The sequence below is a fragment of the Nonomuraea zeae genome (genome assembly GCF_005889725.1).
Classification (GTDB): Bacteria; Actinomycetota; Actinomycetes; order Streptosporangiales; family Streptosporangiaceae; genus Nonomuraea; species Nonomuraea zeae.
This window is the reverse complement of sequence record NZ_VCKX01000367.1, coordinates 1-10,991: the sequence shown is the minus strand read 5'-3', so window position 1 is coordinate 10,991 and position 10,991 is coordinate 1. Positions and strand designations below refer to the sequence as shown.

Here is a 10,991-nt window from a genome sequence, read left to right as displayed (position 1 = left end):
GGCGGCGTGGGTGGCGCGCCCGGTTTCAGCGCCGCGGGGAAGGGCAGGCGGCGGTGACTCGCAGCCAAGCCCCCGGGCGGAGAAGGGACCACATGGACGCCATCGTGCTGCTCAAGGAAGACCACAAGACCGTGGAGGCGCTGTTCAAGCGCTTCGAGAAGGCCGGCGATCGCGCGCACGCCGAGAAGCGGCGCCTCGTCGACACGATCACCAAAGAGCTCGTCACGCACGCCTACATCGAGGAGGAGGTCTTCTACCCCGAGGCCCGCGCCAAGGTGCCGGAGACGAGCGACCACGTGCTGGAGAGCGTCGAGGAGCACCACGTCGTGGTGTGGATGCTGTCGGAGCTCAAGGACCTCGACCCGGCCGACGAGCGCTTCGACGCCAAGGTGACGGTGCTGATCGAGAACGTCCGCCACCACGTCGAGGAAGAGGAGAAGGACTGGTTCCCGCAGGTCCGGGCCGCGATGGGCCGTAAGGAGCTGCAGGAGCTCGGCGAGCGCATGGACAAGGCCAGGGCCGCCGCACCCAGCGAGCCGCTCGCGGTCAGGAGCGCCAAGTCGTGACGGAGGGTGCCGTCCGCCGGAGGCCGTACGGCGCGGTGTGCGCGGCCCCCGGGGAACGGCGATGCGGCCGGGCAGCGCGGTACGCGTGCCCGGCGAGGCCGCGCGCGGGTCGTTCCGTGCGCGGCCTCGCGTGAACGTCAGGAGACGGACAGGTAGAACCCGGTGTCGGCCGGCTGCCCGTAGACGATCTTGCTGAAGACGGCGATGGTGCGCTTGTCTCCGTAACCGCAGGCCGGGGACCACAGCTCGACCGAGAGCGAGCGCGGGTGGTCGTAGTTGCCGGTGACCGTGGCGTGGATCGCGACCGAGCCGGCCAGGTCGACGCTCTCGTCCACCGTGATGCAGTAGGTGCCCCGGCGCGGGTGCCAGGCGTCGCTGACGTGCTCGCTGTTCGCGATCGTGCCGTCCGCCTCCACCACCGCCGAAGCCTGGGCGTACGGCGTGTCGGCATTCGCGGCCGCCGGCGTCAGCACGGCGGCCGCGGCGAGCGCACCTGCGGCGATGCGCCTGATGCTCTTCATGGTGTAAGAAGTCCTTTCTGGGCTGGTCAGTGACCGGGTCACGCGATCGAGAGGTCGAAGCCGCCGTCGGCGAGCCGCCCGGTGCTGGTGTTGTAGACGTTGACGCTGATGGTGTTGGCCTTGTGGCAGGACGGCGACGGGTTGCGGTAGGCGATGTGCGGCAGGCGCAGCGCGTAGCGCGGGGTGATCTGGATCACCGCGTCGCGGACGTCGACGTCGTAGTCGACCTGGACGCAGTACTGGCCCGTGGCCGCCCGCCAGGTCTTGATGATGTTCTTGCCGTTGTTCAGCTCGCCGTCCGAGTCGACGATCGCGGCCGCCCTCGCGTACGGCGCCCTGACGTCGGCGTTCGCGGCGGAACCGGAGGCCAGGACGAGACCGGCGGCGGCCAGCGCGAGGCCACCCGCCACAGTACGACGGAACATGAGAATTCCCTTCGGTCACAGAGAGAGAAGAACCATGACCGAAAGTAGGTTCGCGGAGGTGGTCTCGCCGCGAGCCACCCCGCGCGACACGCTCAAGCTTTCTTGATCGACCCCAGCCGAACCCGTGGTCTGCCGATGACGTCCCCTGCACTCATGGGGCGCGGGCGGCGAGGCCAGATCCCGTCTCCGGCGCTTGACGACCGCTTTGCCACGGGGGGCTGGGGGAAAACCGCTCGACGGTCCGAGCACGCCGGTGCGAGCATGGGCGGTGATGTACCGAGCGTAGAAGCACCTCGATCACCGCAGGGGATGGTCGCCGAGCCCGCGGGCCGGCCTGATGACCGCCGCCCTGCTCAGGCTGCTCGCCGTCGGCAGCGGTCCCGCCCTCAGTGGCGCACCGCGCCTGACCCGCCCACGCCCCTGGCCTGGGCTCCGCCTGTGATCGAAGTGCCGGCGTCCGACGACGCCGAGAGAAGGATTCCCGATGGACCTCCACGAATACGCGAAGTACGACGCCGTCGGCCTGCGTGACCTGATCGCCTCGGGCGCGGTCAGCGCCACCGAGGTCGAGGACGCCGCCAGGCGGGCCCTGGCCGAGGCGGACCCGAAGGTGAACGGCCTGGCGCTGCCGGTGTTCACACCGGCGCTCGCGCACGCCGCGGACGGCCCGTTCTCCGGGGTGCCGTTCCTGATCAAGGACCATGGGCCGGTCGCCGAGGGGGTGCCGTTCTTCCTGGGCAGCCGGGCCCTGCCGGGCATCGTCACCCATCACGACACCGATCTGATGACCCGTTTCCGCGCGGCCGGCCTGGTCACCCTCGGCCTGACCACCGCGCCGGAGATGTCGCTCAGCTTCGCCACCGAGTCGCTCAAGTACGGCGTGACCCGCAACCCGTGGGATCCGGCCAGAGGCGTGGGCGGTTCGAGCGGCGGCGCCGCCGCGCTGGTCGCCGCGGGCGCCGTCCCCGTGGCGCACGCCAGCGACGGGGCCGGGTCCATCCGGGTCCCCGCCTCCTGCTGCGGGCTGGTCGGGCTCAAGCCGAGCCGCGGCCGGGTCACCTCCGGGCCCGACATGGGCGAACCGATGCTCGGCATGGCGTACGAGTTCGCCCTGACCCGTACGGTCCGCGACGCCGCCCACCTCCTGGACGCCGTCCACGGGCCGGGGGTGGGCGACAAGTACTCCGCGCCTCCCCCGGGCGGCCGGTACGCGGACGACGCCGGGACCGAGCCCGGCCGGCTGCGGGTGGCGGTGACCACCGAGTCGTGGGCGGGCACGAAGGTGGACGAGCAGGTGGCCGCCTGGGCGACCAGGGCCGGCCACGTACTGGAGCAGGCGGGACACGCGGTCCGCGCGGCCACGCCGGCCGTCGACTGGGAGGCGGTCACGCAGGCGTGGGTGGCCGAGGGGGTCGCGATCTCCTCCACGCTGCTGCTCGCGCCCAGGCAGCCCGACCCGGCCGCGATGGAGGCCGTCTCCAGGCGCTTCCTGGAGACGGCGAACGAGTGGACGGCGCTGGACCTGCTCAGCGCGCTCAACGCCCAGAACCGGGTGACCCGGTCGGTGGGCGCGTTCTTCACCGAATACGACCTGCTCGTCACCCCGACGCTGGGCCACCTCCCCGCGCCGCACGGCACCCTGCGCTACGACGATCCCGAGCACACCCTGGCGAGCTGGCTCCACTCGCTCACCGAGTACGGGCCGTTCACCACGCTGTTCAACGTGACCGGGCAGCCCGCGATCAGCCTGCCCCTGGGGCAGAGCGAGGACGGGCTGCCGATCGGCGTGCAGATCGTCGCCCCCTACGGTCGCGAGGATCTGCTGTTCCAGGTGGCCGCCCACCTCGAACAGGCCATGCCATGGAAGGACCGGACGCCGCCGGTCTTCGCCGGAAAGCAGCCGGCGGCAGATCTTTGACGGACACATAAGCACAGGCCGGGAACGCGGCGGCGCCGGTTGGGATGCTCGGTTCCATGTCAATGGCCATCCAGCCCTCGCTGCCCCGCGCGGGGAGGGCCTGGGATGCAGGGGTTCCCCGGGTCGTCAGCCGCTCAGGGACCGCTCACCGTGGCGCCGCGGGCCGGCCTGTGCAAGATCCGGCGGTGGACGGCTCTGATCGCCGTGGGCGGCTTTCTGTCGGGTTCGATCGGGGGCGCTGCCGTTCATCAGGGCCGACTTCCGCCTGGACCCGTCCGAGCGTCCGAGCAGCGTGGTCGGCGTGCTGGTCCTGGGGCGATGGCGGGCGCGCCGGCCGCCGGCCGCGTCGCGGACCGGATCGGGCGGCGCAGGGCGCTCGGCCGGGGTGGCCGCGCGTCCGGGGACGTCATCGCAGGCGGGAGCGGCGGCTCGTGCGTTGCGGTGCGCTCTCGCCCAAGGCGTAGCCCAGGAACCCGGGCTCCTCGGCGCGCAGGAGCAGCAGGGTGGTCTCGTCCCCGGTGCGACCCCCACCGTGGGCCAGCAGCTCGCTCTCCAGGCGGGCCAGCAGGACCTGCGGGGCCTCGCCGCGGAGCGCGGCGGCCCGCTGTTCGAGCGGGAACCTCTCCCCCAGCGCGTCGCGCGTCTCCGTCACGCTGCGGGTGTAGAGCAGGAGCGCGTCGCCCACGCGGATGTTGACGCTCGTCGGCGAGCACCGGTCCACGACCGGCGGCCACAGGCCGAGCAGCGGGTCCACGTCGAGGACCGGGGCCTGACGGACGCCGTCGGCGCGCATCACGAGCGGCACCGTATGGCTGAACACCAGGAACTCGGCCGTGTCTCCGAGGGCGCCGACCTGGACCAGCGACGCCGCGGCGAAACTGGCGCCGGGTCCGCCCGCCTGACCGGGGCCCGCGCCGGGAACCCATGAGTCGCCCGGGCTTGGGTCACGTCGGCCCGCCTGGTCGGCGACGAACGCGTTGAGCCGCCGGGCCAGACCCGACAGCTGCGGCTCGTGCCGGGCGAGCTCGCCGAAGGCCACCTCGATCGCGGCGGCCAGGTCGGGGGCGACGCTCGCGGGGCCGTGCACCTCGCCGACGATCGCCCGGGTGCCGAAGGCGGTCTCCACCACGACGTACAGGTTCGCGCCGTCACGGGCGCGCGGCGCCGCGGTGTGCCGAGCCTCGACGTATACGCAGCCACAGCGCTGCGACATGACCGGCGATGGCACTCCGTCATCCCTTTCCTCGGAGGGGAAAACCGTCACGTGGAGCGGGCATTCGGCGCTCGCGGATACCGAACGTGGTTTCATGATAGCGATTCGTGCGCCCCGGCGGACCCCTCCGATCCGGTAATCCCGGTGCTCCCACTCGCACCGCCGTCCGCGCGCGTGCCGCGGCGGCCGGTCCCGCGGGCCCGGCCCGGTGCCACCGCTGGTTGAACGCCGCAGGTCACGGGGTATGAACCGGCCTGGATCTCCCCCCGCAAGACGACACATCCACTGTGGGGGGACCCGTGGCAGACGACAGCAATGACAAGCAGCGGCAGCTCGACCAGTACCGGATCGACTCCGCGAACACGCGGTACACGACCGACCAGGGCGTACGGATCGACGACACCGACAATTCGCTGTCGATCGGCGAGCGCGGCCCCACCATCCTGGAGGACTTCCACTTCCGCGAGAAGGTGATGCGCTTCGACCACGAGCGCATCCCTGAGCGGGTCGTGCACGCGCGCGGGTCCGGGGCCCACGGGGTGTTCCAGGTGTACGAGTCGCTGGCCGAGTACACGTGCGCGGACTTCCTGTGCGACCCGACGTTGCGGACGCCGGTGTTCGTGCGCTTCTCCACGGTGGCCGGGTCCCGCGGGTCGGCGGACACGGTGCGGGACGTACGGGGGTTCGCCACCAAGTTCTTCACCCGGCAGGGCAACTACGACCTGGTGGGCAACAACTTCCCCGTGTTCTTCGTGCAGGACGCGATCAAGTTCGCCGACTTCGTGCACTCGGTCAAGCCGGAGCCGCACAACGAGATCCCGCAGGCGCAGTCCGCGCACGACACCTTGTGGGACTTCGTGCAGCTGCAGCCGGAGACGATGCACACGATCATGTGGCTGATGTCGGACCGGGCGATCCCGCGCAGCTTCCGGATGATGCAGGGCTTCGGCGTGCACACCTTCCGCCTGGTCAACGCCCAGGGCAGGGGCACGTTCGTGAAGTTCCACTGGCGGCCCAAGCTGGGCACGCATTCGCTGGTGTGGGACGAGGTGCTGCGCATCCAGGGCAACGACCCCGACTTCAACCGCCGCGACCTGTGGGAGGCCATCGAGTCGGGCGCCTACCCGGAGTTCGAGCTGAGCCTGCAGCTCGTACCGGAAGAGGACGAGCACAAGTTCGACTTCGACCTGCTCGATGCCACCAAGATCATCCCGGAGGAGGAGGTGCCGCTGCGGCCGGTCGGCAAGATGACCCTGAACCGCAACCCCGACAACTTCTTCGCCGAGACCGAGCAGATCGCCTTCTGCACCGCCAACGTCGTGCCGGGCATCGATTTCACCAACGACCCGCTGCTGCAGGGCCGCAACTTCTCCTACCTCGACACCCAGCTGCTCCGGCTGGGCGGCCCCAACTTCCAGCAGATCCCGATCAACCGCCCGGTCGCGCCGGTGCACAACGACAACCGCGACGGCTTCCACCAGCACATGATCCACACCAGCCACACCAACTACTCCAAGAACTCCATCAGCGGCGGCTGCCCCGCGACCGGGGTGCTGAGCGGCGACATGACGGGCGTGTTCCGGCACTACCAGGAGCGCGTGGACGGCGAGAAGATCCGCAGGCGCAGCCCCAGCTTCGGCGACCACTACAGCCAGGCCACGCTGTTCTGGAACAGCATGTCCGGCTGGGAGAAGCAGCACATCGTCAACGCGTTCCTGTTCGAGCTCGGCCACGTGGAGCGCCGTTACATCAAGGAGCAGGTGGTCGAACGGCTCGCGCACGTGGACGGCGAGCTGGCCGCGAAGGTGGCCGCCGGGCTCGGCCTGCCCGCCCCCGCGCCGGCCGGCACCAACCACGGCAAGTCGTCGCCGGCGCTCAGCCAGGCCACCCAGCCGTCGGACACCATCGCCACCCGCAAGGTCGCCGTACTGGCAGGCGACAGCACGGACGCCGGCACGCTCAACCCGGTCAAGCAGGCGCTGGAGGGGCAGGGGGCGATCTGCGACATCGTCGCGCCGCACGAGGGCAGCGTGGGCTCGCTCACGGTGGACAAGCAGGTCAGCGCCGCTTCCTCGGTCCTGTACGACGCCGTGCTGCTGGCCGCCGGCGACGAGCTGGCCGGCAACGGGTACGCGGTGCAGTTCGTCCGCGAGGCGTTCAAGCACGGCAAGGCCATAGGGGCGCTGCCCGGGACCGACGCACTGCTCCAGGCCGCCGACCTGCCCGGCCGCGAAGGCGTCGTGGACGCCTCGGCCGGGGACGCCTTCGCCCAGCGGTTCATCGAGGCCATCGCCGCGCACCGCCACTACGACCGCAACGTGGCCGCCTTCCCGGCCTGACGTCTCCATCTCCGCCAACGCGCACCCGGGCCAGCCATCGGGGCCAACCGTCGGGGCGCCAGCCCTCCGGTCGGTCCAACCGGGCCGTCCAACCAGGCCGTCCAACCAGGCCGTCCATCCGAGCCGACCGCCCGGACCGACCCACTGGACCAACCGGCGGGCCCAATCGCCTGGGCGACCGGCAGGACCGACCGCCTGGGTCGACCGCCTTGGCCCACCGGCCGGGTTAGTTAGCCGAGTCGGCCGGGGGGGATGGTGTGTGGGCGCGCAGGGCCTGGATGGTCCAGTCGAGCGCCGGTGCCAGCGGCTCCGGCGCCGACCAGCCGTTGATCACGGCGAGCAGGTGGAGGTAACGCTCTCTGCGAGGATCGTTGATGCGTGTCAGCCGGGCCACCATCACCTCCCGCAGCCCAGCGCCATCCAAATCGCCCAGACCACCAGGACCACCGGGACCGCCGGGACCGCCGAGAACGTCGCCGTTCGAGATCTTCGTGTACCGGGCGACGATGGACGCGACGACGCGTCCGGCCTCGGGCCCGGCCGGGTCCGCGCCACCCGCCACGGCGTGGCGCGCCTCCTCGCGGACGATCGCGGCCAGGTCAGGGCGCGGGACCCCGCCCTCGCCCCGGGCCCGCTCCGTGACATGGTCCGCGGCCATCCTGCGGACGCTGGCGCGGAAGTCCTGGTCCCGGGACAGGCCGGCCAGCTCCACCCACGCCTCGACCTGCTCGGGTTCGGGGTTGTCCGGCAGCTCCGGCGTCATCGAGCGCCTGGCCCCGGCGAACCCGTGGTCGGCCTCCAGCCCCCCGAAAACGGCGTCGAGGAAGTCCTCGATCAGCTCCAGGCGTTCGTGCTCGGACAATCGGGCCAGCTTGTGCATGAGCTCCATCTCCTCCAGGGACGACCCCTGCCTGGCCACCGCCGTCAGGACCGCCCGCCGCAGGCGCAACGTCCTGATCTGTACGGCGAGCGCCTCCGCGTGCGCCGCCGCGACCTCGGCCAGCGGGAGCTCCCGGTCCGCGATCTTCCTGATCGTGGGCAGGTCCAGTCCCAGCTCGCGCAGCGTACGTACGAGGTCCAGGCGGGCGACGGCGGCGATGCCGTACAGACGGTGGCCGGCCGGGCTGCGGCCGGCGGGCGGCACGATCCCGCGATCGGAGTAGAACCTGATGGTCTTGACCGTCAGCCCGGTCCGCCGGGCCAGGTCTCCGATCGTGTAGAGCGTGTCCCCGTCCATGCGCCCAGCCTGGCAGCTCCCCTTGGTGGAGGTTCAAGCGCGGCGTGCACCTCACCTCGACAGAGCCCCACCGACCACAAGGACCAGACCATGCTGGGCTCGGGAGGCATGCCCGGACCTGAGGGCGTGCAGCGTCTCGCGCCGAGGTTGCGCGGCAACCCGCTGCCGGTCGTGGACCAGAACGCCAGGCCCGTCCACGCCCGCCCACACCGCACTCAGCGGCAGGCGGCCTACTGGCCGCTGGCCGGGCACAGCAACCGTGCACGATCAGCGGCCAGCGGGTTCCTACGGGACGCAGCCCTGGTCGTACAGGTTCGTCCACATGGCGTCCGCCGTGGCGCGGTCACCGCGCTCGTCGTAGCCGATCATGATCCGGATGAACATGTCGCAGACGGCCGGGTCCATCGTCGCGCTCGCCGGCCCTGCCGTGCCGACTGCCAGGCCCAAGGCCGTCAGCAGGGCCAGGGCGGCGCCCGCGCTGATCTTCGCGATCCTCTTGTACATGTGTTCTCCTCTCAGGTGAGCCCGGTGCTCGGGCTCGTTTCATGGGCCGCAATGCGGAGCGTTGGCGCAGGTCACAGGGGATGACCGCCGCCTCTTGCGGCACGTGGTTCCGATCCGGGCGTTCGGGGATGAGGGCAGCGCCCGCAAGCGGGCCGCCAGAGCGGCGAATCACACCGGAAGCGGCGGCTTCCGACGGTTATTCGCGAGCGTAGATAGCACCGCGCGTCGCAAATAGATCAACCCGATTAATCCAATATCGGGTCGGCAACCAGGTGCATTAATCCATCCAGGGCTCGCCACGCGCCAGCTGAGCGCAGAGGGTGGATCTCGTTGGCAGAGATCACGATGAGCCGGCCGGCACCGGTAGATGGGGCGCGTTCAGGGTCGCGACTCAGATGACGGCGGGGAAAGCAGGGCAGGCTGTCGCGCGCGGCGAAAGGTCATCTCTCGAATGCCGGTATGGGGTGGCCCGAGAACCAGGTGGTCAGGAAATCCAGAAATACTTTGATTTTGCGGGGCGTGCTCTGCGCCGGGCCGTAGATCGCATAAAGGGATCTGTCCGGCACGGCCAGCTCGGGGAGCAGCACGCGCAAGGCGCCGCTCATGAGATCGTCGTACGCGGGGCGGTGCGGGATCAGGGCGATGCCGCGCCCGTGCACGGCGGCCTTCTGCAGGGCGATGTACGAGTTCGACTGGAACACGACGTTACGGATCTTGTGCAGCATGCTCGCGTGGCCATGGCCGAAGCGCCACACCGGGTCGTTGACGTGCACCAGGCAGTCGTGGGCGGCGAGGTCGTCGGGCGAGACCAGGCTGCCGCGCTCCTTGACGTACGACTCCGCGGCGCACAGTACGAACGGCAGCGAGGCGATCTTCTTCAACCGCACGCTGGAGTCGCGCAGGTCGCGGGTGTGGAAGGCGACGTCGAACCCGCTGTCCAGGAAGTCGTACGTCCGGTCGGACAGGCCGCCCAGATCGAACCGCACGGTGATCCGCGGATGCGCGACGGAGAAGGCGGCGATGGCGTCGCCGAGATCGAGGCCGCCGATCCATTTCGGGCAGATGATGGACAGCGGCCCTTCGGGACGATCGTGCAGCTCCGCGATGTCGGTGTCCTCGGCGTCGATCTCGTCGAGGATCCGCTGGGCGAAGCGGCTGTAGCGGACACCCGGCTCGGTCAGGCTGACGGAGCGGGCGGTGCGGTTGACCAGGCGGACCCCGACCTGCTTCTCCAGGTCCGCCACATGACGGGAGATCAGCGATCCCGAGGTGCCGAGCACCTTGGCGGCGCCGCTGAAGCTGCCGACCTTCGCGACCGTGACGAAGCTGCGCATGACGAGAAGACGATCCATGGCTCCTCCGGTCCGAGACAGAGGATTCGCACACGGAGGCGCACACCCTCAAACCGAATTACATTCTGGCCACATGTCCGCGTTAATCAAGATCTCAAGCCTCATTGCCAGCCAACCGGCAGTTTTCCCGCCTTATGGTGACTCACCGTCGGCCGCTCCACCTGCCGTTCGGTCATGCCGTCCCGGCCGAAGATGGGCAGTCTCATGTGCGGCACGTCAGGGGCCAGGATGGGGAGAAGTCGGTCGGTCAGTCCGCCGGCCGGTCGGTCAGTCCGCCGGTCGGTCAGTCCGCCGGCCGGTCAGTCCGCCGCCGGTCGGTCAGTCGGCCGGTCGGTGACCGGGGCTGGGGCGGTTCGACACGATGTGCATCCTCTCCCCTGGCGACCAGACGCCATACAGGCGTGCCTTCGCGCGGCACCCGGCCGGCACGGTCGCGGCACGCCTCAAGGATGACGGCACCCTTGAGAAAGGACTCCAGCGGTGAAAGCTCTCCCAGCAGTGTCCCGCCGGCTGCGCGCGGGCGTCGCGGCGACCGTGCTCGGCCTGGCCATAATTACCGGCATCCAGCCGGCGCAGGCGTCCGCGCCGCTCTCCACGTTCGCGCCGCTCTCCACGTCGGTGGCGGCCCCGCTCTGCGTCACGCAGAACGGGATCCGTTACTGCGAAATGCCGGACATCGTGGGTAAGCGGCTCGCGGACGCCAGGGCAACCCTCGGCACCTACGGCTTCGGCTTCGGCGTGCAGCACTTCGTGATCGACCACATATGCAACAACATCGGCGAGGTGGCCCGGCAGAAGCCGGCCTCCACGGTCGGCTCCAACCCGCGGGTCCTGTACCCGGCGGGCACCTCGGTGGAGATCTGGATCTGGCAGCTGCCACCACACCCCTGCCCCTGACCACACCCCTGCCCCTGAC

General features: G+C 70.5%; 10 protein-coding genes. 4 read left to right on the top strand and 6 right to left on the bottom strand.

Annotated features, from left to right (window positions below; all coding sequences use genetic code 11):
* Positions 1-92: 92 nt before the first annotated feature.
* Positions 93-566 carry a hemerythrin domain-containing protein gene (locus ETD85_RS54890; protein ID WP_138697801.1) on the top strand — a complete coding sequence of 158 codons (474 nt, stop codon included), beginning with the start codon at positions 93-95 and terminating at the stop codon, positions 564-566.
* A 137-nt stretch (positions 567-703) separates the two neighbouring features.
* Here ETD85_RS54890 and ETD85_RS54885 read toward each other — a convergent pair whose 3' ends face one another.
* Complete coding sequence (locus ETD85_RS54885) at positions 704-1,087, bottom strand: hypothetical protein (protein ID WP_138697800.1); 384 nt, start codon at positions 1,085-1,087, stop codon at positions 704-706.
* Between the two features lie 38 nt (positions 1,088-1,125).
* Positions 1,126-1,512 carry a hypothetical protein gene (locus tag ETD85_RS54880; protein ID WP_138697799.1) on the bottom strand — a complete coding sequence of 129 codons (387 nt, stop codon included), beginning with the start codon at positions 1,510-1,512 and terminating at the stop codon, positions 1,126-1,128.
* 484 nt (positions 1,513-1,996) lie between these two features.
* Between ETD85_RS54880 and ETD85_RS54875 the strand changes: the two genes are divergently transcribed.
* Entirely contained in the window at positions 1,997-3,430 is a 1,434-nt protein-coding gene (locus ETD85_RS54875; RefSeq protein ID WP_138697798.1) for an amidase, read from the top strand.
* 406 nt (positions 3,431-3,836) lie between these two features.
* On the opposite strand, the gene ETD85_RS54870 is transcribed toward ETD85_RS54875, so the two are convergent.
* Positions 3,837-4,643 carry a PP2C family protein-serine/threonine phosphatase gene (locus ETD85_RS54870; protein WP_170247363.1) on the bottom strand — a complete coding sequence of 269 codons (807 nt, stop codon included), beginning with the start codon at positions 4,641-4,643 and terminating at the stop codon, positions 3,837-3,839.
* 299 nt (positions 4,644-4,942) lie between these two features.
* Between ETD85_RS54870 and ETD85_RS54865 the strand changes: the two genes are divergently transcribed.
* Positions 4,943-6,982 carry a catalase gene (locus tag ETD85_RS54865; protein WP_206059490.1) on the top strand — a complete coding sequence of 680 codons (2,040 nt, stop codon included), beginning with the start codon at positions 4,943-4,945 and terminating at the stop codon, positions 6,980-6,982.
* Between the two features lie 226 nt (positions 6,983-7,208).
* Here ETD85_RS54865 and ETD85_RS54860 read toward each other — a convergent pair whose 3' ends face one another.
* From ETD85_RS54860 to ETD85_RS54850, 3 genes are all read right to left on the bottom strand, one after another.
* The gene (locus ETD85_RS54860; protein WP_138697795.1) at positions 7,209-8,219 is read right to left on the bottom strand and encodes a MerR family transcriptional regulator; all 1,011 of its coding nucleotides are present in this window, start codon (positions 8,217-8,219) and stop codon (positions 7,209-7,211) included.
* A 285-nt stretch (positions 8,220-8,504) separates the two neighbouring features.
* Positions 8,505-8,723 carry a hypothetical protein gene (locus ETD85_RS54855; protein WP_138697794.1) on the bottom strand — a complete coding sequence of 73 codons (219 nt, stop codon included), beginning with the start codon at positions 8,721-8,723 and terminating at the stop codon, positions 8,505-8,507.
* Between the two features lie 440 nt (positions 8,724-9,163).
* Positions 9,164-10,075: a LysR family transcriptional regulator gene (locus ETD85_RS54850; RefSeq protein WP_138697793.1), complete on the bottom strand. Its 912-nt coding sequence runs from the start codon at positions 10,073-10,075 to the stop codon at positions 9,164-9,166.
* 480 nt (positions 10,076-10,555) lie between these two features.
* Here ETD85_RS54850 and ETD85_RS54845 point away from each other — a divergent pair, with 480 nt between their 5' ends.
* Positions 10,556-10,972 (top strand): PASTA domain-containing protein, encoded by a 417-nt coding sequence (locus tag ETD85_RS54845; RefSeq protein ID WP_138697792.1) that lies wholly within the window; start codon positions 10,556-10,558, stop codon positions 10,970-10,972.
* Positions 10,973-10,991 lie beyond the last annotated feature (19 nt).

What these genes read in the sequence shown, in the direction of transcription:
- ETD85_RS54890 (WP_138697801.1), top strand. Translation starts at nt 93, where the DNA reads ATGGACGCCATCGTGCTGCTCAAGGAAGACCACAAGACCGTGGAGGCG.
- ETD85_RS54885 (WP_138697800.1), bottom strand. Translation starts at nt 1,087, where the DNA reads ATGAAGAGCATCAGGCGCATCGCCGCAGGTGCGCTCGCCGCGGCCGCC.
- ETD85_RS54880 (WP_138697799.1), bottom strand. Translation starts at nt 1,512, where the DNA reads ATGTTCCGTCGTACTGTGGCGGGTGGCCTCGCGCTGGCCGCCGCCGGT.
- ETD85_RS54875 (WP_138697798.1), top strand. Translation starts at nt 1,997, where the DNA reads ATGGACCTCCACGAATACGCGAAGTACGACGCCGTCGGCCTGCGTGAC.
- ETD85_RS54870 (WP_170247363.1), bottom strand. Translation starts at nt 4,643, where the DNA reads ATGTCGCAGCGCTGTGGCTGCGTATACGTCGAGGCTCGGCACACCGCG.
- ETD85_RS54860 (WP_138697795.1), bottom strand. Translation starts at nt 8,219, where the DNA reads ATGGACGGGGACACGCTCTACACGATCGGAGACCTGGCCCGGCGGACC.
- ETD85_RS54855 (WP_138697794.1), bottom strand. Translation starts at nt 8,723, where the DNA reads ATGTACAAGAGGATCGCGAAGATCAGCGCGGGCGCCGCCCTGGCCCTG.
- ETD85_RS54850 (WP_138697793.1), bottom strand. Translation starts at nt 10,075, where the DNA reads ATGGATCGTCTTCTCGTCATGCGCAGCTTCGTCACGGTCGCGAAGGTC.